Below are 25507 nucleotides of genomic sequence, written 5' to 3' on the forward strand. Positions count from 1 at the left end.
ACCGTGCATTTCGCCACGTCTATACGATATTCATCGGTCACAATCCTTGAGGCATTTTCCGTTTTCCTCGTTACACTCGTGCATGCAATTCTTATCTCCCGTCGGACAGCGTGCTATGCAATCCCTATTGATCCTGTCGCAACGCTGTTTGCACTTCTCAACCGGATCGCCATTCGCCCCATTCACCCACCGGCACGGGCCGCACGACTGCGCTCCCGAGCCGAGGTGCACCCCATTGGCATACTCACATCGCTCCTTGGCTTCGTCCAGGCTCGCATGATCGCCCTGGTAGAGCGAGGTGCAGGCGCCAGTCTCTCCCCAGTTCTTGCACTGAATCGAGCCAGCCTTCCACGTGACCGTGCACTCGGCGAGCTGGGAGCCGCCGCTGCACGGGTCCTCGTCGTAGCCGGTGTGATTCTGCGGCTCCAGCGGGACATACCCGAAGCCTCCGACCCCGCCGGTAGGGGTGATGATGCCCCCGCCGGCCCCTTCCGTTCCATGCCCCCGGACGTAGCACTCTCCCATGTCGAAGTTGCACCCCGTGAGACCGAGCACCAGAAGAACGATCCGCCTCTTCATTTTGACTCTCCCCCGAACCTCCAGATAGGCCCAGCCGTGACCATCAGGACCATGCTGCCGGGAAGGACACGGCTGCTCCCGCCGGCCCAGTCCACGTTGAGGCTCGTGGACGCCCCGAGGCGCCCGGCGAAGTACCAGTCGGACTGGGCGCGGCCGCCCGGAGCGACCCCCATCACGCGGTCGCAGATCACGGCGCCGCACACCTGCATCATGTAGATCGACAGCGACGGCCCGAGGCTGACGCTGCCCGTCTTCGTGGTGTACCCGAAGGTGACCGCCGTCCGATCGTAGACCCCGACGCCTGCCCCTGGAACGACGCTGAGCACGTTGTGGACTTCAATCCGGAAGTCGCCCGTCCTGCGCCACAGCCACCCGATGAAGGGGCTCACGGCGAGCCTGGGCTCGGTCCCGACCTGGATCCCACCGACGCTGACACCGCCGCTGAACTCGAGCGCCAGCGCCGGAGCGGGGGCGGCGACGAGACCACAGGCGCAGAGCAGGCCGACCTTGCCGTGGAAGCGCATCGACATGGTGAAGGCTCCTGGCCGAGCCGCGACACGCGGTGTGGGGACACCCGCCATTGTTCTCGGTGGGATCTGAGCGTCAATTAGAAACTCGGTGAGTGATCCGAAGAGACAGAAGTCGACCCGTCCAGGGCGTACGCTGGTGTGCTGGCGGTGATGTGATTGGGAGTCTTCGTCAGCCGAGTGGCTCGCCGGTTGGGCCGGCTCGGGGCCATTCCGGTAGGGATTCGTGACGGGCGGGCTTGGGGCGCCTCTTCCTCGTCCCCGTCGTCAGCCGGCCCGTCGTCTTCCGGCTCGCCCGCACGAGATCCGCCGCGTCGCGCTCGGCGGCGCGCTGGATGCGGCTCGACCAGAGGACGCGGCGAGCGAGCTTGCCGGGGGAATACATCGTACTGTCGCCGAGCGACTTGGCCTCTCGGCGCAGCTCGGCCTCGCGGTCAGGGCTCAGCGTGTACTCTGCCGCTCCGCGGGATGAGCGGGCCAGGCCCTCCGCGTCGCTCGAAGCTCGCGCCGCGCAGGAGGCGGCCGTGGCTGCGCAGGAGAGCCGCCGGCGCCGCGCAGGACGAGGCCGTGGCTGCGCAGGAGAGCCGCCGGCGCCGCGCAGGACGAGGCCGTGGCTGCGCAGGAGAGCCGCCGGCGCCGCGCAGGACGAGGCCGTGGCTGCGCAGGAGAGCCGCCGGCGCCGCGCAGGACGAGGCCGTGGCTGCGCAGGAGAGCCGCCGGCGCCGCGCAGGACGAGGCCGTGGCTGCGCAGGAGAGCCGCCGGCGCCGCGCAGGACGAGGCCGTGGCTGCGCAGGAGAGCCGCCGGCGCCGCGCAGGACGAGGCCGTGGCTGCGCAGGAGGCCGCCGTGGCTGCGCAGGAGGCGGCATTCGGTGAGAAAGGACACACAATCGACGTGCAGGAGGCCGCCTGAGCTGCGAGGGAGCCGTGCAACACCGACCGAGGTTGGGCGGAACGTTCACGTCCATGCTCGTGCCGTCGACGATCACGACCAGGACCACGACCCGCTCGGCGCTACGCCACCAGCGACGACCGACCGCCTCGATGGCGCGGCGCTACCTGCCGAGAGGGCGCTCGCTCAGACCCCCGCGCCCTCCCGGAGCACGATCGTCACGTGCGACAGCCCTGTCCCGCCGAGGAGCATCGCCTTCACCAGGAACTCGACCATCGTGTCGAGGCACTCGGCTGGCGAGAAACCCGCCCTCCCCGCCCCGAGCAGCGGCAGCGCCATGCTCCGGAGCTTCATCGTGTCCGCGTGATAAAAGCACCCTTCCAGGAGCCGCAGGATGAGATCGCGCGTCGGCCTGTAGGTGGCCACGTGATCCCAGTCGAGCGTGATCGCGTGGAACACGAACCGCGCGTTCAACCTGCCAGCGGAGCTGACCACCACCCCGCCATGCCGCACGGGAACGTACTTGCGCGTCTCCATGTGGCACACGCCGCCGCTCGCGTGGTTCAGGGCCAGCGCCACGCCGCCCGACATGGTGAGCTGCCCGTCGTCCGCGCTCACGAGCGCGTCGGCCGAGACGCCCGCGATGTTCGCGCGAACGATCGAGAGCGTCCTGTCCCCGTGGAACTGGAAGGCCGTGACCGGCCCCGCAGGGCCGCCCGACAGGAGGGCGGGCCGGAAGCGCTTGTACTGCTCCATGTACACGCGGAGCGTCAGATCGTGCGGATCCCCCCAGCGGGTGCTCTGGGCGCCCACGAGGGCGGTGTCGATCTCGTCGAAGGACTGGAAGCGGTCCTTCGGGTCCTTGGCCAGGCAGCGCTCCAGGACGGCCTGCACGTCCTCGTCGAGCTCGGGACGGAGCGCCCGCGGCCGGGCCGGGATGTCCTGCCGGTGCGCGAGCAGGAGCGGCAGGAGCTCCTGCTCCTCGAACGGCCGCTGGCCCGTGGCCGCGTGGTAGAACGACGCGCCGTAGCTGTAGATGTCCGCGCGCGTGTCGCTCTCCTGCGGGCTCCACGCCTGCTCGGGCGCCATGTAGAACGGCGTCCCCAGCACGGTGCCCATCGCGGTGAGGGGCTGCTCCCGGAGCGCCGAGGGCCCCGTCGTGGCGGTCAGGCGCGCGAGGCCGAAGTCGGCGACCTTCAGCTCCCCTGACGGCGCGATCAGCATGTTCGACGGCTTCAGATCGCGGTGCATCACGCCGAGCTCGGCCGCGGCGGCCATCCCCCGCGCCGCATGGAGCATGTAGCGCCGCAGATCGTCGAGCGGCAGCGGCCCGTCCTGGAGCCGCGCGGACAGCGACGGGCCGCCCACGTACTCCATCACCATGAACGGCGATCGGCTCGAAAGGAAGCCGAAGTCGTAGCAGCCCACCACGTGCGGCGACTTGATGAGCGCCGAGATGCGCGCCTCGCGCAGCATCCGCTCCCCGGCGTTCGGATCCGTGTGCCCGGTGAGCACCTTGATCGCCACGACCCGCGCGAGCGCGAGGTGGCGCGCGCGGAAGACGGCGCCCATCGAGCCCACGCCGAGCAGCCCCTCCACGCTGTACCGGCCCGCGAGCTCCTTGCCCAGCGTCGACGCGTCGATCATGAACGGACCATCGCTTGCACCAGCGAGGATGTTCGGAACCCCGGGCGCCGCGGTCAAGGGGCACGGCGCGCGACGCGGATCAGACGGCGTACGCGGCGGGAGCGCCGTCCTGCGCGCGCTGGCGCGGCGCCTCGCGCAGCCTCGCGATCTCGGCCTCGACGCGGGCCCTGAGGCGCGGATCGTCGGCGAGGCGCCTGGCCCAGAGCCGCTTCATGCGCACCCACACGGTGCGCCGGATCACGCGGTCGCCGGGCGCCGCGGCGCTCCCGCTGCGCTCGGTCGCGACGATCAGCCGGGCATAGTCGGCCGCGTGCAGCGGGCCCCAGACGGCCTCCCACGCGCCGACGTAGGCCGCGTCGAACTTGTCGCGGAGCGCCCGCTCGCGGCGCCTGGCCTCCTCCGTCATCGAGTCCCGCCACCGCCGCTCGGCCGCTGCCCAGCGCGCCTCCGACAGGCCGTGCGCCCTGAGCACCTCGGCGCGGGGGACCGGCTTCTCGGCGAGCTCCGCCGTGACGATGGCGCACCGCTCGAGGCTCACCTCGTCGCCGTCGCCGAGCGGCGGGAGCGACGCGGAGGGAGATCCGTCCTCGCGCCGGAGGACGTGAAAGAAGCGGGACGCGGCGGGTCGCTCGGGCTCGCGCGCGAGGACGCCCGAGGCCGGGGCGGCGTACGACGATGACTCGACGGGCGGCGGCAACACCTCGGCGGGCGGCGGCGGAGCCTCCTCCAGCGCGAGGGTCGCGAGCCCCAGGGACGGGCCGGGCGGCGGTGAAACGAGCGCGCCAGACCAGGGCGCGCCGGGGATCGGCGCCCCGAGCTCGAGGCGCGGCGCGGGCCTCGGGTCGAAGAAGAACGGGATCGCGGGCCGCTCGCCGGCGCGCACCTCCTCCTCGCTCGACAGCGCGAGCGTCGCGCTCGCGCCGGCGTCGATCTGCGGTCGCGCTGGCTCGGGCCGGCCCTGCCGCGCCGATCCCGGCGCGGGCGCGAACGGAAGCGCCGGCGCGCGCACCGCCGCCTCGCCCTGCTCGTCCGAGAGCGCGACGGTCTGCAGCGGCGACGGGCGCTGGATCAGGTCGATGAGCTCGATCTCGTCGTCCGAGAGGTGGATGGTGCGCCCCGGATCCCCGTCCCGCTGGCGCGCCTGGCCAGGCGCGCCGGGCGCGTCCTCGATGTGCACGATCCCTCGCGGGCCGGTCGGGAGCGGAGCCGGAGCCGCTCCCGCGGCGCCCGGGGCCCGCCCGGGGCGCAGGTCAGGCCACGCGAGCTCCTCGCCGTCGACGGCGACGCCGGCCGCGATCCGCACGGGCGCGAGGGCGTGGCCGTCGGGGACGGGGACGATCCGACGCCACACGACCGTGCAGCGCTGCTCGGCGCCGTCGATCCGGAGCGTGTCCGCGTTGAGCTCGATGACGTCGCCCCCCGCCGCAGGAGGCGCGGCGAGCCCCTGGATCCGCGCCATACCGCGCGCCCGGGGCAGGCGCATCTCCAGCCGGCGAGCGGCCGGGTGCAGGTTCTCGAGCACGATCCACTCGTCGCCGCGCAGGTAGTCGATCCGCTGGTCCGGGGGCGCCGCCTGGAAGTACGACCAGTCGAAACCAGCGGGGATCTCCGCGTTCGGGCCCTCGAGCGTCTCGCGCCGGGTCTTGCCGAGCAGCCGCTTGCGCACCGGCCAGGCGCGCGCGATCGGGCCGAGCCCCGCGGGCCGCGCGGGGTCCTGGGGATCGAGGACCCTGGGCTCGCCGTCGCCCGCGTCGATGCCAAAGGGGTTCTCCCAGCCGTTCGCGCCGCGCGCCGCCTTCTCGTACACGAGGGGCATCCGCTGGAACGGCTTCTCGTCGCGGACGAGGAGGCGTTTGTCGAGCGCGCAGCCGCCCGCGCCGAAGACCGCGAGCCGCACCGGCAAGCACTCGACATGCGCCCCGTCAGGGGCGTGCGCGTCGCCCGTGAAGAGCACGTCCGCGCGGCCCAGGTAGGGCGCGAGATCGCCGGTGAACCGCACGCTCCGCGCGGGGTTCTTGCCGTGATGCACCTCGGCGCGGAGGATCTCCTGCGGCTCCGTCCGCCACATGGCCGCGCCGGGCGTGAACGCGAAGCTCGCCTTGACGAGGATCGTGATGTAGCGCTGTCCCTGCGTGCGCCACGAGACGGCGGCGGCCTCCGCGCCCGGGAGCGACGCCACGGCGTCGGGCGGCAGCGCGCTCACGACCGCGTCCTTTTGTAGAAGCACCTCGCCATCGCTCGCATCGCGTCACGCATCGCTCTGCGACAAGTGAACCCGCTCCACGTGACCATCGCGTTGCAATCGCGTGATCCGCGTGTGGAGCCGGCGCGGCGGCGAGGGCGTGGGCGGGCGTGGGCGGACGTGGACCGGAGCCGCCGCTCACCCGCCGCACGGGTTCGCCCGGCACGCCCGGACGAAGCCGATCTCGCTCTGCCCCGCCTCGATCTGTTCGATCCACCAGCCGAGCCCCGGGTAAGCGGCCCGGATGAGCGCCGCCGTCTCCGCGAAGCGCGCCGTGTCTCCCCGCGCGGCGTAGATCTCGGCGCGGAGCGCGTGGGCCTCCGGCTCGTAGACGCCGCGGAGCACGTCGAGGATGGCCGGGTCCACGTCGCCGAGCGGCCGCGGCCCGTACATCAGGTAACGCAGGATGCGGTCGAAGCGGAGCGGGTCGCCCGGCTCCACGCGGCTCGTGACCACCGCGCCGCTCTCCGGAGGGAGGCTCGTCCAGCGGCCCCAGGAGCCCACGCGGGCGGCCTCGGGCGCGAGGCGCCCGAGCTCGCGCTGCTCCTCGGGGCTCGGCGCCGCGAGCTCGATCGGCACCGGCGCGCTCTCCGCGCGGTCCGGCGGCCCGACGTAGACGATCGCCAGCGTGTACTGCCCGGGCTCGAGCCCCGCCGGGAGGTACGACGAGACGTCGATGAGCATGCGCCTGCACTCGCCCGGGCACAGGCGGAACACCGGCGTGCCGTGCTCAGGGAGCACGATCGGCGAGGGCTCGGTCCGCACGACCTCCTCGCCGGTGTCCGCCCGCGCGAGGCGGACGCCGATGGAGCCTGCGTTGCCCGCCCAGCTCGGGCGCGGCAACCGCAGGATGCAGGCCCCAGGGCGGTCGGCGCACAGCGTGATGGCCACGTGCAGGGGAAAGCCGAGCACATAGCGGCGATCGTGATCGAGCGAGCGGAGCACCAGCCCAGGCGGGTCGACCGGGTCCCCGGCGCTCCGCGTGTGTTCATCGGACATGACAACCCCTCATCTCCATCGAAGTCCCCTGTTGTTCTCGAGGCGCACGCGCCGGGTCTCCTTCACGTGGCGCCCGCACAGGTCGTTGCCAACCCGCCCGTCGGTCCCAGGGATGAGCTGCTGGTCGGCGTCCACCATCCAGTGGGACCGATAGTTCATGCAGCACGTCGTCCGGCGCGGCTGCCGGTAATCGAAGTAGCCGCACTTGTGCGGCATCCCGAAGGCGTGCGTGAGCTCGTGGACGATGGTGTGGAGCGTGGCTTGCTCGTAGCCGCGCCGGGGCCGCGCGGCCTCGGGGTCCCACCACGCCCTGTGATGGGTGAAGAGGATGGTCCTGCCGGCGAAGTACCTCGCCGGCCCGATGTCGATCGTGGGGCTCATGCCGGCGACGTAGGAGGCCCCTGGGCCCCGCACGTCGGCCTCGACGCTCGCGGGGATGCCGTAGCCCGGGGGCTCCCACGCCCCGTCCCTGCGGCGGGCCCGCGGGAAGAAGAAGAGGCGCCGCTCGTACGCGTGCGCCAGGGACCCGTCGCCCGCCGTGAACTGGCGCTGGATGTCGTGCGGCGCCAGCCAGAGGCGGGTCCGCGGCGGGTCGTCGAGGACGGCCGCGCTCGCGGCCGAGAAGCTGATCTGCCAGCCGTCCCAGCGAAACGTGACGTAGCTCGCGTCCGGGTGGGTGCCAGGGATCTCCACGTACTCGCCGCGCCGCTCGCCCTCGCCGCCGTCCAGGATCGTGACGCTCCCGGAGAACAGCAGCTCGCCCCGGACCTCGGGCACCGGGTGCGGCTCGAGCGCGGCGATCAGGCAGAACCAGCCAGGGTCCCCGGCATGCTCGAAGTGCTCGCTCACGAAGCGCGAGGCCATCTCGCCGAGCGCGTCCGCGTCGAGCGCCAGGTGCTGCAGGTCCTGGATCACGCGCGCCTCGGCGAAATCGAGCTGGGTGAAGACCGGCTCGAAGTGCTCCGGCGCCAGCTCCACGGGCAGCGGGGGCGCGCTCTCCATCCGGATGTACTCGACGTCGATCCGGCGCCAGAGCGTCATGATCCCGGTCTCGTCGCCGGTCGCCTCGGCGACGCCGGCGGCGTCGAGCGCGGCGCTCACGATCAGGTTGTCCCCGGCGACATCGGACATGTGGCGCCGGACCTTGCTCCTCCTCCCGACGATCGCCGTGCTCGCGCTGGTCTCCGTGATGTCGGAGAGCGCGTAGCCCTCCACCTCTTCCCAGCCAGGCGCCCTGTCCTGCGTTCCCTCGTTGTCGTCTTCGACCGGCCCCACATAGTCCCCCGCGGCGTCGTAATCGTTCTCGTCGAGGGTGGGAGCCCAGTCCGGGTGCACCTCCGGCCACTCATTCGAGGGATCGTCGGGATCGCGCGCGCTCCAGCGAATCCGGGCTCCCTCTGGCAGCTCGCCCTCGGAGCTCGTCACCTCGACGGTGATCTCGACGAGCTGCGTATTCTTTGCCCACTGCCCATCGAGATCTCGATTGATGTAGACGCGTCCCCGGTTATCGAGGCTCTTGTAACCAGGCTTGTATCCAGCCGCCCGCGTCGTCCCCGGCGGCGCCGTGCTGTCGTGAAAGCCCGGCAGATACAGGCCCTTGATGTCGACAATCCGCACCGAGATCATCGGGGCAGAGCATTGCAAATGCCGCGCTCAGCTCGGCCGCCTCCGGGCCTCTCATCCGTCGCGGCGCCTGCCCTCCGCTTGTCGCTTTCTCCCGGCGCGCGTTCGTGCGTAGACTCCGCGCCCTCATGAGCTTCGAGCCAGTTGCAGGGTTTCGCTTCGGCGCCGTCAGCGCCGGGATCCGGAAAGACGGGCGCATCGACGTCGCGCTCGCGGTGGCCGATCAGCCGGCGATCGTGGCCGGCATGTTCACGCGGAATGTGGTGCGCGCGGCGCCCGTGGACATCGCGATGCAGCGCGTCCTGTCGGGGCGCGCGCGCGCCGTCGTCGCCAACAGCGGGTGCGCGAACGCCTGCACGGGCGAGGCAGGCTGGAAGGCGACGCTCGATACGACGCGCGCCGTCGCCGAGTCGATCGGCGCCTCGGAGGACGAGGTGCTCCCCGCCTCGACCGGCGTGATCGGCGCCGTCCTGCCCGCGCACCGGATCATCGAGCGTGTCCCCGAGCTGTCGGCCCGCCTGTCGCCGAAGGGCTACCTCGATTTCGCCCAGGCGATCTGCACGACCGACCGCTGGCCGAAGCTCGCGCAGCGCAAGCTCGGCGCCGGCGCGACGCTGCTCGGCATCGGCAAGGGCGCCGGGATGATCCACCCCGACGTGGGCCCGCCCCACGCGACGATGCTCGTCTTCCTGTTCACCGACGCCGTGCTCGACGCCGGCGAGGCGAGCGACGCGCTTGCGGCCTCGTGCGACGTGACGTTCAACGCGTGCAGCGTCGACGGGGACACCAGCACCAACGACACGGTGCTCCTCCTGTCCTCCGGCGCGTCCCAGCGCCGCGTCTCGCGCGACGAGCTCTCGGCGGGCCTCACCGAGGTCTGCGGCGAGCTCGCGCGCTCGATGGTGGCCGACGGCGAGGGCAGCACGCACGTCGCCGAGATCCGCGTCCGCGGGCTCGCGACGCGCGACGGTGCGCGCGCCGTCGCGCGCACGGTGGCCACGTCGATGCTCGTGAAGACCGCGCTGTTCGGCAAGGACGCGAACTGGGGGCGGCTGCTCGCCGCCGCGGGCCGCGCAGGCGTCCCCTTCGACCCGCGCGAGGCCCAGATCCTCGTCGGCGGGATCCCGATCGTGCGGAACGGCGCGCCGGTCGGGGCGGAAGCCGAGCTCAAGGCGAACGAGGTGCTCGCGCGCGACACCTACGTCATCGAGCTCGTGCTCGGCGGCGGCCCCGGCGACTTCGCTTACCTCACGAGCGATCTCGGACACGGCTACGTCGACGTGAACGCGGGGTACCGCTCCTGATCCTCGCGGGGTGACCGGCCGGGCTGCTCGCAGGGAGCGCCCCCGCGCCTTCGCCCCGACCGGAAGCGCCGGCCGCGGCCTTCCCCATCGCTCCCGGGCCCCGAGCGCCGGCTGTCCCCCGCCTCACCGCCGCGCGATCCCCGCGGATCAGTGAACCTCGCGCGACGAGCGCAGGTGAACGCAGGTTCACAAGCGGGTTCACCAAATGAGCGCCTCGTCGGGCTTCCCGGCGCTCCGCTCCCGCCGCCCCGTGGCACGCTGCGTGTTAGCGCGCGTCATGGTAGTCGTGCGGGAAGGCCGCGCCGGTGCCGGCCGCCGCTGGAGGACTTCGATGCTGCTTCATTCCCCCCTTGCGAAGATCCTGGGTCGAGGCGCGCTGTTCCTGATGATCACCGCGACCGCGACGGGCTGCGGCGGCTGTGGCGATGCGTCGCTCCAGTGCGACCCCGATGGCGAGAACTGTTTCCTCTGCGACGGCTACGGGTGTCGCCCGGCGGAGCCGGACATCGACACCGCCAGCAGCGGGGGTTCGGGCAGCGCGGGTCCGGCAGACCCGGGCCAGGGCGGCGCGGGCCAGGGCGGCGCGGGCCAGGGCGGCGCGGGCCAGGGCGGCGCGGAGGCCGAGTGCGACGCGGAGCTCACCACGTGTCCCTGCGACGGCGACAGCGCGTGCGCGGACGGCACGCGGTGCGTCGACGGGCTCTGCATCGCGGCGTGCGAGTTCAGCTACGAGTGCGGCGACGGCAGGGTGTGCGTGAACGGCGAGTGCAAAGGTGGCTGCTCCAGCGCCGCGCCCTGCGCGGAGCCCGGCACGCGCTGCGATCGCGGGGTCTGCGTCCCCGACCCCGCGAACCCCGAGTGCGGCGACGCGGCCCCGTGCGGGGGCGGCGCGATCTGCGTCGACGGCGCCTGCACCACCGGCTGCGCGACGCACGCGGACTGCGCGCCCGGTGAGGTGTGCAACGCGGCCACCGGCGCGTGCATGGACGACCCCTCGCCTCAGCCCGGCTGCGGCGCCAAGGCCTGCGCGGCGCAGGGCCAGGAGTGCATGGAGGACGGCTACTGCCACTACCCGTGCGAGAACACGCGGGCCTGCCAGCTCATCGACAGCCGCTTCGTCGGCTGCGAGGACGGGTTCTGCAAGACGCGGGAGGAGGTCGCGCCGGAGTGCTCGCTCGACGAGCCTTGCCCCGACGGCGAGCGCTGCATCTCGGGCAAGTGCCTCTGAGCTCCCGCACACCTTGACCGTCCGTCACGCGGCGGGTAATCGCCTCCAATGGTCTCCCGCTCTCCCGTCCATCGGCCCGCGCCGCTCTTCGCTCGGATCGCCCGCGCCGCCGCCGTGTCGCTCGCCCTCGCCGTGCCGAGCGTCGCCGCCGCCGAGACCCGGATCGCCGTCGTCGACGTGCAGCACGCCGTCATGCAGACGGAGGACGGCATCCGGGCGCAGGCCACGCTGAAGAGGCTCTTCGACCGGCGGCAGCAGGAGCTCGACGCGAAGCAGACCGAGCTCCAGCGGGCGCGCGAGGACATCGAGAAGCAGTCGCGCGTGCTCTCGCGCGAGTCGCTCCAGAAGCGGATGGAGGACTGGCAGCGCCAGATGGTCGAGCTCCAGACCGTGTTCGTCGACTACAACAAGGAGCTCCAGAAGAAGCAGGGCGAGCTCACCGGGCCCATCCTCAAGAAGATGATGCTCATCGTCGGCAGGATCGCGAAGAGGTCGGGCTACGAGATCATCTTCGACAAGCAAGCGGCCCCGTACGTCCGCGCCGATCTCGATCTGACGGAGCAGGTCATCCAGCTCTACAACACCGGCGGCGGCGAGGACGACGCCGGCGGCGACAAGGCAGAGAAGAAGGACGACGCGAAGTAGCGCGCCGCCCGCGCGCTCCACACCGCGGAAAGGAGCCGGCCTTGCCCGAGCGAACCCAAGCGCCCGTCACGCTCGACATCCATCAGATCCTGTCGATCCTGCCGCACCGTTACCCCCTCGTGATGGTCGACCGGGTGACGGAGATCACCGCCAACAAGTGCATCCGCGGCTACAAGTGCGTCGCTTACAACGAGCCCTGGTTTCAGGGGCACTTCCCCCAGCGGCCGATCATGCCCGGGGTGCTGATCCTGGAGTCGCTCACGCAGCTCGGCGGCATCCTCGCCTATGCGTCGGATCCGTTCGACGCCACGTCGAACCTCATGTTCTTCCTCGGCATCGACAAGGCGAAGTTCCGCCACACCGTGACGCCCGGCGACCGGCTCGATCTCTACGCCGAGGTGCTGCACCACCGCTCGAACGTCTGGAAGCTGCGCGGCGAGGCGAGCGTCGACGGGACGCTCTGCGCCGAGGGAGAGATGCTCGCTTCCATCGTCGATCGCGAGCCCTGATCGGAGAGAGAGGGAGATCTCGTCATGAGCCCCAGCCCGTCGCCGTCGTTCCCCCGTGTCCTCGCGGCCCTCTGCGCCTCGCTCTCGCTCGCAGGCGGCTGCGGCGGCGCCGCGCCCGTCGCGCCCCCGGCGCCCGAGACGGGCGGCGGCCTCATCGGCTCGGCGGCGCCCGAGCTCGCGGCGGAGGTCGTGAGCGGCGAGGGGCCCTCCACGCTCAAGGACGCGCGCGGCAAGGTGGTGATCGTCGATTTCTGGGCGACCTACTGCCGCCCCTGCAGAAAGTCGTTCCCCAAGTACCAGGCGCTCGTCGACCGCTTCGGCGGCAATCTCGCCGTGCTCGCCGTCTCCCTCGATGCGCCCGAGGACGTCTCGGCGGAGCAGCTCGCGGGGTTCGCGGACGAGGCGGGCGTCAGGTTCAAGATCCTCTGGGACAAGGACCAGAGCGCGGAGAAGGCGTACAGGCCGCGGAGGATGCCGACCGCGTTCGTCGTCGATCGGGGCGGCGTCGTGCGCCATGTCCACGCGGGCTACGAGGACGGCGAGGAGGACAAGATCTCCCGGGAGGTCGAGGCGCTGCTCGGCCCGGCGGCCGCTCCGCCGCCTGCCGGCGGCGGCGGCCGATCCCCTTGAGGTCCCCGAGGAGGCGACGCGCGCCTTGACGACCCCCACCCTGATCCGGCGCGTCTCGGTCGAGGCGCTCGACATTCCGTTGCACGAGCCGTTCGGCATCGCCGGCGGCGCGCAGGAGCGCGCGGCGAACCTCCTCGTCACCGTGGAGCTCGCCGACGAGACGCTCGGCTTCGGCGAGGCGGCGCCGCTGCCCGCGTTCAACGGCGAGACGCAGGACGGGTCGCGCGCCGCCGCCCTCTCCTTGCGCGAGGCCGTGGTGGGCTCGGACGCGCGCGCGTGGCGCGCCGTCGCGCGCGCGCTCCGCGAGGCGTCCGGGGGCGGCGCGGGCGCGGCGCGCTGCGCGATCGAGACAGCGATCCTCGACGCGCTCACGAAGCGCGCGGGCATGCCGCTCTGGGCGTTCTTCGGCGGCTCCGGGACGGCGCTCACGACCGACATCACCATCACCACCGGCTCGCCGGAGCGCGCGGAGGAGGCCGCGCGGCGCGCCTCGGCCATGGGCTTCCGCGCGCTCAAGGTGAAGGTCGGCGGCCGCCTCGCCGCGTCGGACCCGGCGCGCATCGAGGCGATCCACGCGGCCGCGCCCGGGGCGTCGCTGATCCTCGACGGCAACGGCGGGCTCACGGCGGGCGAGGCGCTCGCGCTCGTCGCGCACGCGCGCCGGCTCGGCGCGGACGTCGCGCTGCTGGAGCAGCCGGTGCCGCGGGACGACTGGGACGGCATGAAGGAGGTCACGCGGCGCGCCGGCGTCGACGTGGCCGCCGACGAGAGCGCCGCCTCCGCGGAGGACGTCCTCCGCGTCGCGGCGGAGCGCGCGGCGACCGTGGTCAACATCAAGCTGATGAAGGGCGGCATCGCCGAGGCGCTCGACATCGCGGCGGTCGCCCGCGCCGCGGGGCTCGGGCTCATGATCGGCGGGATGGTCGAGTCGGTGCTCGCGATGACGGCGTCGGCGTGCCTGGCCGCCGGCCTCGGCGGGTTCTCGTTCGTCGATCTCGACACGCCGATGTTCCTCGCCGAGAACCCGTTCGACGGCGGCTTCGTCCAGCGAGGCCCGGCGCTCTCCCTCGAGGGGATCCGCGCCGGCCACGGCGTCACCCCGGAGCGCCGCTCTCCAGGGGCGGGCTAGCGGCCGCGTCGCCGACGGCGCCGATCCACGCCGGCACGCCCAGCTGGTCGAACGGGCCCCGCAGGTCGTCGGGCAGCGGCGCGGCGAGGCGCAGCGGCGCGCCCGTCTCGGGGTGGGCGACGGCGAGCTCGGCCGCGTGGAGCGCGAGGCGGTGCAGCGCATACCGCTCGCGGAACAGGCGGTTGTGCTCGCCCTTGCCGTAGTTCACGTCGCCGATGATCGGGTGGCTGATGTGCTTGAGGTGCCTCCGCACCTGGTGCAGGCGGCCCGTGCGCGGGCGCGCCTCGACGACGGCGTAGCGCTCGAGCGCGTGGAGGCGCTCGAAGTCGGTGACGGCCGGCACGCGCGGGCCCCCCTCGCGCCGCGGGATCGGGTGATCGATGCACCCGCGCTCGGGGGGGACGCCGCGGACGAGCGCCAGGTAGCGCTTCCGCGCGAGGCCCTGCTCGAACTGCGCGCAGAGCAGCGCCGCGGCGGCGGGGTCGAGCGCGACGAGCAGCACGCCGCTCGTCGCCCGGTCGAGGCGGTGGACCGGGTAGACCTTCCGGCCCAGCGCGCGCTCGGCGAGGTCGACGAAGACGACCGGCGCGTCGCCCCAGCCGCGGTGCACGAGCAGCCCGGACGGCTTCGCGAAGGCCGCGACGCGATCGTCCAGGTGGAGCAGGGAGAGCTGCATCGCGGCCGCGCTCATCCGGTCCCGAGCGCGAGGTACCGCGCGAGCCGCTGGTACAGGGCGGCCGCGAGCTCCGCGTCGTGCTCGCAGACCTCGGCGAAATCGTCCTTCCGGATCCGGATGAGCCGCGTCCGCGCCGCGGCGACGGGCAGGTCGCCCTTGCGCCGCGCGCCCACGAGCGACTCCGGGAAGAGCAGCCCGGAGGACCCGACGCGCCGCCCGTCCGGCAGATTCACGGCGCCGTCGAGCACCAGGTAAGCGACCAGATCGCTGGCGACGTCGCGCGGGATCCGATCCCCCGCGCCGAGCTCCACCTCGACGCCGGCCGCGAGCGCCCCGAGCACCGCCGCGGGGCTCATGCCGGAGAGGAGCGGGCACGCGGAGAGCACCGACAGATCGCGCGAGGACGGGCCGGCGTCGTCCGCGCGCTTGACGAAGCGCTCCTTGATGTCGATGACGATCACGCTCGCGTTGTCGTGGCCTCCCCGATCGCGCGCGTGGCCGAGGAGGCCGGCGGCGACCTCCTCGGGCCCGCCCTTCGAGCAGAAGCGGGAGAGCGACGCCTCGCTGTCGATCGCGTTGTGCACCCCGTCGGTGCAGAGGAGGATGCGGTCGCCGCGCGAGAGATCGACGAACACGGTGTCGACCGCGACGGTGCCCGCGAGCCCGATCGCGTTCACGAGCGGGTTCCGTTGCGGCTTCCTGGCCGGGGTCGGGTTGCCGGCCGCGCGGAGCGTATCGTAGAGGGCGTGGTCCTGGGTGAGCTGGACGGTGGTCGTCGGGCGAACCAGGTACGCGCGGCTGTCGCCCGCGTGGGCGAAGAACGCCCGGCTGTGCGCGAGCACGACGAAATCGAGCGTCGTGCCCATCCCCTGGTAGCTCGGCTCCGTGCGGCGCGCCTCCAGGATGGCCGCGTGCGCGGCCTCGCCCACGCGCCGGAGCAGCGCGAACACCTCGCGCCGCGCCTCGATGTTCGGGTCGGCCACGTACGCGTCGAGGAGGGCGGCGGCGGGCGGCCGGAGCACCTCGGCGCGCACCGTGTCGACGGCGATCTGAGCCGCGACCTCGCCCGCGGCGTGGCCGCCCATCCCGTCGGCGATGCCGAAGAGGGCGAGCTCGGGGCAACAGAGGATCCGGTCCTCATTGCTCGGGCGGACGAGGCCGACATCGGTCGATGCGGCGAACTCGATGCGATAGTCGAAGCGAGGGAGGATCCGGGACACCGCGCCCAGGATAGACACCGTGCGGGCGGCGTCAAAATGGCGCGTCTGTCGACGACCGCGCGGCGGCTCCGCGCCCGCTCGCCTGCGCCGGCCGGCGCTCGCTCCTCCCCCTGCCGCGAGCGCGCGCCACGTTGCCGCCCCGCTGCCCCCCTGGCGTGGCGGCGCGCAGCGGGGCCGCGCCCTGGCGGCCCCGCTGACGCGGGCCGGCGCGCCCTGCGCCCCCGGTCGAGGCGAGGCCGTGCCCCCGGCGGACACACCAGCGTGCAACGCGCACGGATCCACAGTTGGCCCGACTCTCGCGTCTTCGGGGAGCATGCAACTCATCGAGGTGGACGTCGGGCGCTTTCGGCTCGAATTCGGCGGAGGGCTCGGGCTGGAGGTCATCGTCCTGTTCAGCCGCTCGGTGGCCTTCTGGCGCTGGGGCGGCGAGCTCGTTGCGGAGGTCAGCGTCGGCGTGAGCTGAACCGGACAGCCGTCGTCTCTTCCCGAGCCCCGCCGGCCACAGCAGATTCGGGGCGCGCAGCGAAAGAGCCCCAGACGAAAAATTCCGGTAGGATTCGGCTCGACCGCATGAGGCCTCGCCGCTGTCTGATATCCACCACGCTCGCTCCCGCCGCGGCTCTGCCGGAGGCCTGCGCAGCGACTCCGCCGTTCACGCTCGAGCTCGGCGGTCCGACGCGGACTGCGGGGCGCGCGACCTCGCGCCGCTCGCGGAGCGCGCGATGACGGTAGAGCCGCGGATCGACGTCGCCACGATGCGGCGCGCGCTGTCCACCGCCGAGGCGGTGATGGCGCTGAACCCCCCCGAGTCGCCGATGAGCGAGGGGTACCGGCTGTTCCGGGTGTCAGGCGGTGACGTCGCGTGGCTGGACCTGCCCGCGAACAGCGGCGCATATGCCGTCTTCGGCTCGCACCCGCGCTGCGACGTGAAGTTCGCGTCGGGCGACGACGTCTGCGTGCGCCACCTGGTCGCCACCTGCTGCAACCTCCCCGACGGCGGCTTCGGGCTGCGGCTCATGGATCTGCAGACCTCGATCCCCTTCTTCGTGGACGACGACGTGCCGCGGCGGTCGATCGTCGTCAGCGGCCCGCTGCTCGTGCGCATCGGCAAGCACGTGGTCGGCGGGCTCCCGGTCGGGCCGCGCGCCTCGTCGAGGGTGCTCGAGGTGAGCTCGTGCGGGATGAGCGAGCCGCCGCGCGGCCTCGAGAGCGTCGCGGACAAGGCCGTCAGCGAGGGCGCCGCGCCGCCCGCGGCGACCGAGGGCATCACGACAAGCCACCGCTTCGCCCGCGGAGAGATCTCGCACATCACGTCCGTGCGCCCCGTCGCGCACATCGAGGAGATGGTCGCGCCGCGCGCGAAGAGCGGGTACGTGCGGCTCACGCTGCAATCGAGCGAGCGCAGCGCCGCGGTCGAGCTGCCCCAGCAAGCGCTCGACGACGGCGTGCTGCTCGGGCGCGCCGACAACTGCCTGGACCGCGGCCTGCGCGCCGTCCTGAGCACGCACATCTCGCGGACCCACCTGCTGCTCCTGCGGGACGGCACGGAGATCATGGCCCTCGACCTCTGCTCGACGAACGGGACGAGGTTCGCAGGCCAGAAGGTCCGCCGCGTGATGGTGCCCGCCGAGGGCCTCGCGCTCACGCTCGGCCCCGAGCTCACGCTGGTCTGGCACCCGCAGACCTGACACGCCGGCCGCGCCTCGCGGCGAGGCGCCTGGCGATCCCCGAGGTGCGGCACGTTCGGCCGAAGCACCGCGCTCCCCAGGCCGCGCCGCGAGGAGCGCGGCGCGCTACGCGCTACGCCAGAAGCTGGCGCGCGATGACGAGGCGCTGGATCTGGCTCGTGCCTTCGTAGATCTGGAGGACCTTCGCGTCGCGCATCATCTTCTCGACGGGGTACTCCTTCACGTAGCCGTTGCCGCCGAACACCTGCACGGCGTCCACGGCGGTCTGCATGGCGCTGTCAGCGCCGTAGGCCTTCGCGAAGCTCGAGACGATCGGGTCGCGCACCCCGTGATCGAGGTTCCACGCGGCCTTCTGGTAGAGCAGGCGCGTCCCCTCGACGCGGATCGCCATCTCCGCGAGCATCCACTGGATGAGCTGGTGGTTGCCGATCGGCTGGCCGAAGGTCTTGCGCTCCTTGGCGTAGGCCACGCACTCGTCGACGCAGCGCCGCATCAGGCCCGTCGCGGCCGCGCCGATGTCGGGGCGGGTCTGGTTGAAGGTCTCCATGGCGAGCTTGAAGCCCTGCCCCTCGGGCGCGAGCAGGTTTGCCTTCGGCACCTTCACATCGTCGAGGAACACCTGGGCGGTGTCGCTCGCCCGCTGGCCGAGCTTGTCCTCCTTCTTGCCGACGCGGACGCCGGGCGTGTCGCGGTCGACGATGAACGCCGCGATCCCCTTGTGCCGCAGCTCCGGGTTCGACGTCGCGAAGATCACGTAGTAGCGCGCGTAGCTCGCGTTCGTGATCCAGCACTTCTGCCCGTTCAGCACGTAGTCGTCCCCGTGCTTCGTGAAGCGCGTCTTGAGGCCCGCGACGTCGCTGCCCGCGTCCGGCTCGCTCGTGCAGTAGCTCGCCATGATCGGCTCGGCGGTGAGCATGCCGAGGTACTTCTTCTTCTGATCCTCGTTGCCGGCGAGCTTGATGGGGGTCAGCGCGAGGCCGTTCGCGAGGAAGCTCGTCTGGATCCCGGTACACCCGTACGAGAGCTCCTCGGCGAGGAGGGCGTTCTCGAGCTCGCCCATCCCCGGGCCGCCGTACTCGGCCGGGCAGGTCGGGTTGACGAGGCCGATGTTCCAGCCCTCCACGAAGACATCCATCGGGAAGTACGATTTCTGATCGCACTCGGCCGCGATCGGGAGGATGCGCTCCTTCGTGAAGCGACGCGCCGTATCGATGAGAGCCTTGTGCTCTTCGCTCACAGAGAAATCGACCACCTTGTGACCTCCGGCTAGTGGGGCGGGGACGGCGCTCACCGGGCCCGCCAGCTACGCGGGACGAGGGCCCGCGCCCCCGTCACTCCTTCATCCTGCGCCTGCGTCGCTCGAGCTCGGCGCGCACGGCGCGGCTGCCCAGAATGTAGCCGACGATCAGCCCAAGCATCAGCACCACGGGGATGTAGAGCGCGTGCTGCGGGGTCATCTCCCCCAGGTTCGGCATCAGCCCGCCCCCTGGCCCGCTCCAGCCCGTGCCTTCGCCACGGCGGCCTCGAGCGCGTCGATGCGCCGGTCGATCTGCTTCTGCCGGCGCCAGGAGACGAAGACGAGCGCGAAGAGGATGAGCCAGATCGCGGCGTACGCCTCGACCAGCAGCTTCTCTCCGCTCTGCATGTCGTTCCCCCCCTCGACGGGGCGGAAGGCCTGCGCTCGGTCGTCCGTCGTGGTGCTCGTCGGCTGCTGCAACGCCGCATGGGAGAACAAGGAATGATTGGATTTCATGTTGTCAGTCCTCTCCGATGCCGGCTTCGAGGGCCTCTTGCTCGAGCTCCGCGAGCCGCGCGGACGCGAGATCGACGCGGTAACGCGCCCACACGAGCGCGAGGGTGAGCAGGGTGAACGAGAGGAAGCCGAAGCCGAGCGCCATCTTCATGTCAGGGTGCCCGAGGCCGCCGCCTTTGCCCGTGATGACCGTGGGGTGGTTACCGCCCCACATCTTCACCGAATAATGGATGATCGGCAGGTTGGCCGCGCCGAGGACGCCCAGGGCCGCCGCGAACTTGCGCTCGGCGTCGCTGTCGCCGGTGAAGGCGCGGAGCACGACGTAAGCGATGTAGATAAGCACGCTGAGCAGCGAGGTCGTGAGGCGCGGATCCCACGTCCAGTACACGCCCCACGCCTTGGCGGCCCACAGCGGACCGGTGACGAGGACGATCAGCCCCATCGCCACGGCGACCTCGGCGCCGGCCTTCGCCAGCGAATCCCAGCGCTGGGTGCCGCGCGCGAGGTAACCGGCGGAGCCGATGAAGCAGACGGTCGCGCCGATGTACATCGCGTACCCGGCGGGGGCGTGGAAGTAGAAGATCTTCTGCACGATCCCCATCGTGGCCTCGGTCGGCACGACGTACGCCACGAAGTGGAGAGTGCCGATGACGGCGAGGGCCGACGCCGCGAGCAGGACGTAAAACGCGATGCTGGCGCCCGCGGACGCGCCGCTCGCCGCGCGCCGCGCCGCATCACCGTTCGCTGCCAAAGCCACCTTGTGCGGCGCCCGCTCGACGTTGACGTTGGCTCCCATGCTGTCGCGCACCGTACTGCCAAGAACGGTCGCGTTCAAGCCGGGGTGACGCGGAGCCGAGCGGCGCCCGAGCGACGCAGCGCGCGCCTCAGCGCGGCCGCCCCCTCGCTCAGGTGCCGTCCGGCGCGATGGCGTCCCAGCCGGTCGCCTTCGCGAGCCGCGACATCGCCATGTCGAGATCCATCGTCGCGTTCAGCTGGTTGAATCGGTTCGTGGCATATGCCTTGGCTGGATCGATGAGATCCTTCTCCGCCATCGTCCCGACGTCGATTCCTTGCTGCACCATCACGAGCCAGCGCTTCCCGTACCTGGCCGCCTTGGTGTAGGCGTCGAGCCGCTTCTGGGCCTCCACGACCTCGGCATAGGCGGTCTCGACCTCGGTCGCGACCCCGCCCATGGCGAAGCGCTGCGTCGCGGCCATCTCCTCGAGCTGCGCCTCGGCGGCGCGGATGCGCGCCGATTGCGGCAAGAGGTCGAGCTTCCACTGCAGCGCGAGCGCCGCGCTGTAGTGGAAGAAGTTGCCGGGGTCGCTGGTGAACGGGTTCAGCTGATCCGCGACCTCCGGGGCGGCGCTCACCCCGACCTGCAGGGCGATGCCGATGTCGGGGAACAGCTGCGCGCGCGCGAGCCGCACCTGCGCGGACCTCGCGTCGAAGCCCGCGCGCGCCTGCGCGAGCTCCGGCCGGTAGAGGCGCGCGGCGGTCAGGTAACGGGTGACGTGGCCGAGCCGGTGGTTCGGCGGGCGGATCGGGACGTCGGGGATGTCGAGATCCGCGACGCCCGTGTAGAAGCGCAGCCCCGCCAGCGCGACCGAGATGTACTTGTCGACCTCGGCCCCGCGCGCCTCGAGCTCGGCCCCGAAGGTCTGCAGCTTGAGCAGCTCGATGGGATCCCCCTCCTCGCGCTCGACCTGCTCCTCGAGGCGCCGGAGGGCCTTGTCCATCTCGGCCCTCACGTAGACGAGCAGGCTCCGCGAGTCGCGCGCGAGCTGGAGCCCGAAATAGGCCTTGCGGACGTCGAGCCGGACCGCGTCCCGCTCCTTCTCGACGCTCGCCTGGTTCACCCGGACGTTCGCCTCGGCGGCGTCCCGGAGGTTCGTGATCTTCCCGAACGTCCAGAGCGGGACGACGCCGTCGATGTTCACGCGCCAGCCGACCCCGAGGCTCGAGGTGAGCGAGACGTCGGTGTTCGGGCTGAAGACGTTGTTCCCGCGGACGGTCGGCGCGAGCGCGACGCCGCCCGTCAGCTTGAACTGCGAGAACGGGGCGTACCGGGCCTCGTCGAGCTGCGCGCGGACCTGGTCGAGCTTCGCGCGCGCGACGGCGACGTTCGGGTGATTGCGGTCGGCGAGCGCGAGCACGCCGGGGAGATCGTGGACCACCGCCGCTCGCCGCCCGGGAGCCCCGCCGGCGTCGGCGGCGGCGGCAGGGAGCGGCGCCAGCCGGACCGCGAGGGAAAAGGCGGCGGCAGCAAGGGCAGCTCGTGCAGCGCGTCGGGCCATTTTCGGCGCAACGTAGCACGAGCCGGGCGCGCGCTTCTGCGACGTGCGCCCGGCGCGACCGACGTGTCCGCGCGTCAGCCCGCGCCGCGCTTGCTCGGCCCCGCCCCGTCGCTCTCCCCCTGCGCCGCCTCGTCTCCGCGCGACGTGACCTTTTTCTTCAGCCTCCGGAAGTTCGAGCGATCCATCCCCGCCTGCCGCGCCGCCTCGCTGAGGTTGTTGCCCGTGCGCTCCAGCAGGCGCCCGACGTAGATCTGATCGAACGCGTCGACGGCGCGCTCCTTGGCCTCCGCGTAGGGGAGATCGCAGAGCTCGGCCGGCAAGACGAGCGCGTCCCTCGGAGGGCGAAGCGGCGGCCCGGAGCGCCCCGACACCGAGGGCGGCAGATCCGCGGGCAAGATCGCCTCGCCGCGCGCGGAGATCACGGCGTGCTCGATGGCGCTCTCGAGCTCGCGCGCGTTGCCCGGCCACGCGTGCTCGCGGAGAAGGCGCGCCGCCTCGGGGCCGATCCGCTTGACGTCGCGCCCGTGCCGGCGCGCGCACCGGTTCAGGAAGTGGCTCGCGAGCAGCGCGACGTCCTCCTTGCGCCGCCGGAGCGGCGGCAGCTCGACGACGATGACGCCGAGGCAGTACGCGAGATCCTCCCGGAGCTGGCCGGCGGAGGCGAGCTCGCGGAGCCCCTCGCACGTCGACGCGATCACGCGCACGTCGACGCGGCGCGGCTCGCCCCCCGCCCTCGCGCTCTCGCCGTGCGTGAGGACCCGGAGCAGCCTGGCCTGGGCCGCGGGCGGCAGCGCCGAGACCTCGTCGAGGAAGAGCGTGCCCTTGTCCGCCGCCTCGATCAGGCCCCCGCGGGCGCGCCCGTCCGGCGAGGCGTCGCCGCCTTCGCCGAAGAGCTCGCCCTCGGCCCGCGACCCTGGCAGCGCGCTGCAGTCGACGGCGACGAACGGCCGCGCGGCGCGCGGGCCGCGCCGGTGGACGGCGCGCGCGACGAGCTCCTTGCCCGTCCCGCGCTCGCCCACCAGCAGGAGGGGCGCGCCGACGGCCGCCACGCCGAGCGCCTTCCTGTAGGCGTCCTGCATCGCGGCGGAGCTCGTGATCACCTCGCCGAGCTGCTCGTGCTCGTCGACCCGCTCCTCGAGGGCCCGCGCGCGGCCCGCGAGCCGCCGGCGCTCGATCGCGCGCTCGATCGCGATCGAGACCGCGGCCTCCGCGTCGACGGGCTTCGTCACGAACCCGTACGCGCCGGCGCGCACGGCCGCGATCGCGGCGTCGAGGTCGGCGTGGCCGGCCATCACCACGACCTCGACGTCCGGGTACGTGGCCCTGATCCGGTCGAGCACCTCGGCGCCGCTCATGCGCGGCATGGCGAGGTCGAGCAGCACCGCCTCGACGCGGGTCGTCGCGAGCAGCCCGAGCGCCGCGGGGCCGTCCTCCGCGGTGAGGACGTCGAAGTCGCGCACGAGCGCGCGCGCCAGGCCGCGGCGCAGGGCCGGCTCGTCGTCGACGAGGAGGATACGGGCGCGATCTGCGGCGTTCACGAGGCGGGGCGGGACTACAGCGGCTTGCGTGGGGCGAAGGGCGGGATGTCGGTGCCCCGGCGCGTCTGCGGCTCCCTCGGCTCGTCCGTGACCGTGTGCGCCGTGTGCGCCGCGTGCGTCGCGGCGAAGGCGGGATCGCTGGAGCGGCGGAGCTTCCCCGGCGGCGGCGAGGACTGCGGCTCGCCGCCCGCCGCCGGCGTGTAGATCTGGCCGTGCTGCTGGAAGACGCAGATCCGGTTGCCGCCCTCGCGCTTCGCCTGGTTGAGCGCGCTCTCGGCGGCGCGGATCAGCCCGTCCTTGGAGCGGACGTCGCGCGAGGGGTAGAGCGCGACGCCGATCGAGACGCTGCACGGCCTCGCCTCTCCGCCGAACTCGACCGGGTTGCCGGCGGCCTCGCGCCAGATCCGCTCGGCCACCGTCAGCGACCCGGCGAAGTGGGTGCTCGGCAGGACGATGAGGAACTCCTCGCCGCCGTAGCGCGCGACCACGTCGACCTCCCGGACGGAGCGGCGGATCCCATCGGCCACGCGCCGGATCACGGCGTCGCCGAGCGTGCGCCCCCCGGTCTCGTTCATCGCCTTCAGCCGATCGATGTCGACGAGCACGCAGGCGAACGGCTCGTGGTAGCGCTCCGCGCGCTTGAACTCCTCGTTGAGCCGCGTGAAGAGGTACCGGTAGTTGTAGAGCCCCGTCATCTCGTCGTGGATGGAGAGCTGCTCCAGGTAGGCGCGCTGCGCCGCGACCTGGTCGTGCAGCCGCTTGATCCGGAGCATCGCGCCGACCCGCGCGAGGAGCTCCTCCTCCTCGAACGGCTTGCAGACGTAGTCGTCGGCGCCGATCTTGAGCCCCTCGACCCGGTTCGCCGTGTCGCTCTTCACGGTGACCAGCACGACGGGGAGGAACGACTCGGAGGTCATGCTCTTGAGCAGCCTGCACGCCTCGAGGCCGGTGAGCCGGGGCATCACGATGTCGAGGAGCACGAGATCGACCCCTCCCCGCCCGATCAGCTCGATCGCCTCCTGACCGTCGTCGACCGCCTCGACCTGGAAGCCGGCCTTCTGGAGGATGCTCACCAGCATCTGGCGCGCGAGGCGGTCGTCGTCCGCGACGACGATCCTGGCCGGTCGACCGCTCGGGAGCTCGATCGGCGCGGAGAGCGGAGCGCTTCGGAGTTCGTCGCTGTTCGGCACCGGCACATCCTCCCTTCGGCCGGGGCCGGGCGCAACGAGATCGCGCTGCGGCGGACGCCGCCTCGCCGCCGGTCGCGCGCGGTCGCGCGCAATCGCGAAGGCAATCGCAGGAGTTGCCCGGGCAAGTCGCCCCTGCATCGCCGATCTCGCGCGGGCTGCCGTCGCGCAGGTTTCGCGGTAAGGACCCGGCATGACTCAGGCGCGGTTCTGGAAGCTCGCGGCGCTCGCGCTGGCCTTCACGCTCGGCGTGATCCTGTGGGGCGCGTTCGTGCGCGCGACCGGCTCGGGCGCCGGCTGCGGCAGCCACTGGCCGACGTGCAACGGCGACGTCATCCCACGCTCTCCGAGCGCGGCGACCCTCATCGAGTTCACGCACCGCGCCACCTCGGGCGTCGCGTTCCTGCTCGTCGCGCTGCAGCTCGTCTGGGCCTTCGTCGCGTATCCGTCGGGCCACCCCGTGCGCGGCGGCGCGGCCGCGTCGATGCTGTTCATGATCACCGAGGCGGCGGTCGGCGCCGGGATCGTCCTGCTCGAGTACGTCGCCCACGACGCGTCGGCGGCCCGCGCGATCTGGATGGCCGTGCACCTCATCAACACGTTCCTGCTGGTGGGCGCCATGACCTGCACCCTCTACTGGGCGCGCGGGGGCCGGCGCGTGCGCTTGCGCGGCCAGGGGGTGACGGGCGCGCTGCTCGGCGTCGGGCTCGCGGGGGTCCTGGCGGTGGGCGTGACCGGGGCCATCGCCGCGCTCGGGGACACGCTCTTCGCCGCGGCGTCGCTCCGCGAGGGCCTGGCGCAGGATTTCTCGCCCGCGGCGCACTTCCTGCTGCAGCTGCGCGTGCTGCACCCGACCGTGGCGGCGGCCGTGGGCGTCTACCTCCTCTTCGCCCGCGGCGTCGTCGCTGCCCGGCGCCCCTCGCCCGAGGTCGCGCGGCTCTCGGCGGCGACCGGGGCGCTCGTGCTGCTGCAGATCGGCGCGGGGCTCCTCAACCTCTTCTTGCTCGCGCCGGTGTGGATGCAGCTCGTCCACCTCCTGCTCGCCGATCTCCTGTGGATGGTCCTCGTCACGTTCGCCGCGGCGGCGATGAGCGAGTCGGCCTCGGCGGCGGACGCGGGCCCGCCCGGGGAGAAGGCCCGTCTCCTGTGCGGGTGACCGCCGCTCAGCGACGCGTGTATCAGGGGCGGCTGAGCG

The 25507-nt window shown here is 72.5% G+C and carries 24 protein-coding genes; 9 read left to right on the plus strand and 15 right to left on the minus strand.

The genetic code is table 11. The features are described from left to right. Positions 1-30: 30 nt before the first annotated feature. The 6 genes from ACSRUE_RS33485 to ACSRUE_RS33510 all read right to left on the minus strand — a co-directional run bounded on the left by ACSRUE_RS33485 (position 31) and on the right by ACSRUE_RS33510 (position 8511). Positions 31-579, minus strand: a complete 549-nt coding sequence (locus ACSRUE_RS33485; protein WP_441287143.1) for a hypothetical protein — start codon at positions 577-579, stop codon at positions 31-33. Beyond that, positions 576-1109, minus strand: a complete 534-nt coding sequence (locus ACSRUE_RS33490) for a hypothetical protein (RefSeq protein WP_441287144.1) — start codon at positions 1107-1109, stop codon at positions 576-578. Before ACSRUE_RS33490 ends, ACSRUE_RS33485 begins: the two co-directional genes overlap by 4 nt. Before the next feature lie 1074 nt (positions 1110-2183). Further along, on the minus strand, positions 2184-3644 hold the full coding sequence (locus ACSRUE_RS33495; RefSeq protein ID WP_437768277.1) for a serine/threonine-protein kinase: 1461 nt from the start codon (positions 3642-3644) through the stop codon (positions 2184-2186). A gap of 79 nt (positions 3645-3723) precedes the next feature. Continuing rightward, the gene (locus ACSRUE_RS33500; RefSeq protein ID WP_441287145.1) at positions 3724-5871 is read right to left on the minus strand and encodes a DUF2169 family type VI secretion system accessory protein; all 2148 of its coding nucleotides are present in this window, start codon (positions 5869-5871) and stop codon (positions 3724-3726) included. A gap of 153 nt (positions 5872-6024) precedes the next feature. Continuing rightward, the gene (locus ACSRUE_RS33505; protein ID WP_437768279.1) at positions 6025-6885 is read right to left on the minus strand and encodes a hypothetical protein; all 861 of its coding nucleotides are present in this window, start codon (positions 6883-6885) and stop codon (positions 6025-6027) included. A 9-nt stretch (positions 6886-6894) separates the two neighbouring features. Then, the gene (locus tag ACSRUE_RS33510; protein ID WP_441287146.1) at positions 6895-8511 is read right to left on the minus strand and encodes a hypothetical protein; all 1617 of its coding nucleotides are present in this window, start codon (positions 8509-8511) and stop codon (positions 6895-6897) included. 125 nt (positions 8512-8636) lie between these two features. Here ACSRUE_RS33510 and argJ point away from each other — a divergent pair, with 125 nt between their 5' ends. The 6 genes from argJ to ACSRUE_RS33540 all read left to right on the plus strand — a co-directional run bounded on the left by argJ (position 8637) and on the right by ACSRUE_RS33540 (position 13953). Further along, a complete protein-coding gene (argJ, locus tag ACSRUE_RS33515; protein WP_441287147.1) occupies positions 8637-9812 on the plus strand; it encodes a bifunctional glutamate N-acetyltransferase/amino-acid acetyltransferase ArgJ in 1176 nt (391 codons plus the stop codon). 331 nt (positions 9813-10143) lie between these two features. Then, positions 10144-11040 carry a hypothetical protein gene (locus ACSRUE_RS33520; protein WP_441287148.1) on the plus strand — a complete coding sequence of 299 codons (897 nt, stop codon included), beginning with the start codon at positions 10144-10146 and terminating at the stop codon, positions 11038-11040. A gap of 48 nt (positions 11041-11088) precedes the next feature. Continuing rightward, positions 11089-11685 carry an OmpH family outer membrane protein gene (locus ACSRUE_RS33525; RefSeq protein ID WP_441287149.1) on the plus strand — a complete coding sequence of 199 codons (597 nt, stop codon included), beginning with the start codon at positions 11089-11091 and terminating at the stop codon, positions 11683-11685. Positions 11686-11807: 122 nt separating this feature from the next. Beyond that, positions 11808-12194 carry a 3-hydroxyacyl-ACP dehydratase FabZ gene (gene fabZ / locus ACSRUE_RS33530; protein ID WP_044968490.1) on the plus strand — a complete coding sequence of 129 codons (387 nt, stop codon included), beginning with the start codon at positions 11808-11810 and terminating at the stop codon, positions 12192-12194. A gap of 24 nt (positions 12195-12218) precedes the next feature. After that, positions 12219-12824 carry a TlpA family protein disulfide reductase gene (locus ACSRUE_RS33535; protein WP_441287150.1) on the plus strand — a complete coding sequence of 202 codons (606 nt, stop codon included), beginning with the start codon at positions 12219-12221 and terminating at the stop codon, positions 12822-12824. 25 nt (positions 12825-12849) lie between these two features. Further along, positions 12850-13953, plus strand: a complete 1104-nt coding sequence (locus ACSRUE_RS33540; RefSeq protein ID WP_441287151.1) for a dipeptide epimerase — start codon at positions 12850-12852, stop codon at positions 13951-13953. Here the strand turns inward: ACSRUE_RS33540 and ACSRUE_RS33545 are convergent. Continuing rightward, positions 13919-14629, minus strand: coding sequence for a pseudouridine synthase (locus ACSRUE_RS33545; RefSeq protein WP_441287152.1), 711 nt, complete (start codon positions 14627-14629; stop codon positions 13919-13921). The genes ACSRUE_RS33540 and ACSRUE_RS33545 overlap by 35 nt on opposite strands. Before the next feature lie 11 nt (positions 14630-14640). Continuing rightward, the gene (locus ACSRUE_RS33550) at positions 14641-15849 is read right to left on the minus strand and encodes a protein phosphatase 2C domain-containing protein (RefSeq protein ID WP_441287153.1); all 1209 of its coding nucleotides are present in this window, start codon (positions 15847-15849) and stop codon (positions 14641-14643) included. A 313-nt stretch (positions 15850-16162) separates the two neighbouring features. Between ACSRUE_RS33550 and ACSRUE_RS33555 the strand changes: the two genes are divergently transcribed. Next, entirely contained in the window at positions 16163-16312 is a 150-nt protein-coding gene (locus ACSRUE_RS33555; RefSeq protein WP_157906681.1) for a hypothetical protein, read from the plus strand. 259 nt (positions 16313-16571) lie between these two features. Beyond that, positions 16572-17537: an FHA domain-containing protein gene (locus ACSRUE_RS33560; RefSeq protein WP_441287154.1), complete on the plus strand. Its 966-nt coding sequence runs from the start codon at positions 16572-16574 to the stop codon at positions 17535-17537. A gap of 112 nt (positions 17538-17649) precedes the next feature. Here the strand turns inward: ACSRUE_RS33560 and ACSRUE_RS33565 are convergent, their stop codons facing one another. The 7 genes from ACSRUE_RS33565 to ACSRUE_RS33595 all read right to left on the minus strand — a co-directional run bounded on the left by ACSRUE_RS33565 (position 17650) and on the right by ACSRUE_RS33595 (position 24315). Continuing rightward, positions 17650-18789 carry an acyl-CoA dehydrogenase family protein gene (locus ACSRUE_RS33565; protein WP_437552715.1) on the minus strand — a complete coding sequence of 380 codons (1140 nt, stop codon included), beginning with the start codon at positions 18787-18789 and terminating at the stop codon, positions 17650-17652. 79 nt (positions 18790-18868) lie between these two features. Beyond that, positions 18869-19012: a hypothetical protein gene (locus ACSRUE_RS33570; protein ID WP_012235483.1), complete on the minus strand. Its 144-nt coding sequence runs from the start codon at positions 19010-19012 to the stop codon at positions 18869-18871. Next, a complete protein-coding gene (locus ACSRUE_RS33575) occupies positions 19012-19290 on the minus strand; it encodes a CcmD family protein (RefSeq protein WP_441287155.1) in 279 nt (92 codons plus the stop codon). Before ACSRUE_RS33575 ends, ACSRUE_RS33570 begins: the two co-directional genes overlap by 1 nt. A 4-nt stretch (positions 19291-19294) precedes the next feature. Continuing rightward, positions 19295-20086: a cytochrome c biogenesis protein gene (locus ACSRUE_RS33580; protein WP_441287156.1), complete on the minus strand. Its 792-nt coding sequence runs from the start codon at positions 20084-20086 to the stop codon at positions 19295-19297. A 109-nt stretch (positions 20087-20195) separates the two neighbouring features. Beyond that, entirely contained in the window at positions 20196-21467 is a 1272-nt protein-coding gene (locus ACSRUE_RS33585; RefSeq protein WP_441287157.1) for a TolC family protein, read from the minus strand. A gap of 194 nt (positions 21468-21661) precedes the next feature. Next, complete coding sequence (locus ACSRUE_RS33590) at positions 21662-23125, minus strand: sigma-54-dependent transcriptional regulator (RefSeq protein ID WP_441287158.1); 1464 nt, start codon at positions 23123-23125, stop codon at positions 21662-21664. Between the two features lie 14 nt (positions 23126-23139). Beyond that, positions 23140-24315 (minus strand): diguanylate cyclase, encoded by a 1176-nt coding sequence (locus ACSRUE_RS33595; RefSeq protein WP_441287159.1) that lies wholly within the window; start codon positions 24313-24315, stop codon positions 23140-23142. Positions 24316-24505: 190 nt separating this feature from the next. Here ACSRUE_RS33595 and ACSRUE_RS33600 point away from each other — a divergent pair, with 190 nt between their 5' ends. Beyond that, complete coding sequence (locus ACSRUE_RS33600) at positions 24506-25468, plus strand: COX15/CtaA family protein (RefSeq protein WP_441287160.1); 963 nt, start codon at positions 24506-24508, stop codon at positions 25466-25468. Positions 25469-25507 lie beyond the last annotated feature (39 nt).

Source organism: Sorangium sp. KYC3313 (assembly GCF_052075895.1).
Lineage (GTDB): Bacteria > Myxococcota_A > Polyangia > Polyangiales > Polyangiaceae > Sorangium > Sorangium cellulosum_B.

Coding starts and splice junctions, on each gene's coding strand:
- fabZ (WP_044968490.1), top strand. CDS start 11,808: ATGGTCGACCGGGTGACGGAGATCACCGCCAACAAGTGCATCCGCGGC.
- ACSRUE_RS33510 (WP_441287146.1), bottom strand. CDS start 8,511: ATGATCTCGGTGCGGATTGTCGACATCAAGGGCCTGTATCTGCCGGGC.
- ACSRUE_RS33560 (WP_441287154.1), top strand. CDS start 16,572: ATGACGGTAGAGCCGCGGATCGACGTCGCCACGATGCGGCGCGCGCTG.
- ACSRUE_RS33495 (WP_437768277.1), bottom strand. CDS start 3,644: ATGATCGACGCGTCGACGCTGGGCAAGGAGCTCGCGGGCCGGTACAGC.
- ACSRUE_RS33505 (WP_437768279.1), bottom strand. CDS start 6,885: ATGTCCGATGAACACACGCGGAGCGCCGGGGACCCGGTCGACCCGCCT.
- ACSRUE_RS33545 (WP_441287152.1), bottom strand. CDS start 14,629: ATGCAGCTCTCCCTGCTCCACCTGGACGATCGCGTCGCGGCCTTCGCG.
- ACSRUE_RS33600 (WP_441287160.1), top strand. CDS start 24,506: ATGACTCAGGCGCGGTTCTGGAAGCTCGCGGCGCTCGCGCTGGCCTTC.
- ACSRUE_RS33555 (WP_157906681.1), top strand. CDS start 16,163: ATGCAACTCATCGAGGTGGACGTCGGGCGCTTTCGGCTCGAATTCGGC.
- ACSRUE_RS33575 (WP_441287155.1), bottom strand. CDS start 19,290: ATGAAATCCAATCATTCCTTGTTCTCCCATGCGGCGTTGCAGCAGCCG.
- ACSRUE_RS33490 (WP_441287144.1), bottom strand. CDS start 1,109: ATGTCGATGCGCTTCCACGGCAAGGTCGGCCTGCTCTGCGCCTGTGGT.
- ACSRUE_RS33580 (WP_441287156.1), bottom strand. CDS start 20,086: ATGGGAGCCAACGTCAACGTCGAGCGGGCGCCGCACAAGGTGGCTTTG.
- ACSRUE_RS33525 (WP_441287149.1), top strand. CDS start 11,089: ATGGTCTCCCGCTCTCCCGTCCATCGGCCCGCGCCGCTCTTCGCTCGG.
- ACSRUE_RS33570 (WP_012235483.1), bottom strand. CDS start 19,012: ATGCCGAACCTGGGGGAGATGACCCCGCAGCACGCGCTCTACATCCCC.
- argJ (WP_441287147.1), top strand. CDS start 8,637: ATGAGCTTCGAGCCAGTTGCAGGGTTTCGCTTCGGCGCCGTCAGCGCC.
- ACSRUE_RS33535 (WP_441287150.1), top strand. CDS start 12,219: ATGAGCCCCAGCCCGTCGCCGTCGTTCCCCCGTGTCCTCGCGGCCCTC.
- ACSRUE_RS33485 (WP_441287143.1), bottom strand. CDS start 579: ATGAAGAGGCGGATCGTTCTTCTGGTGCTCGGTCTCACGGGGTGCAAC.
- ACSRUE_RS33520 (WP_441287148.1), top strand. CDS start 10,144: ATGCTGCTTCATTCCCCCCTTGCGAAGATCCTGGGTCGAGGCGCGCTG.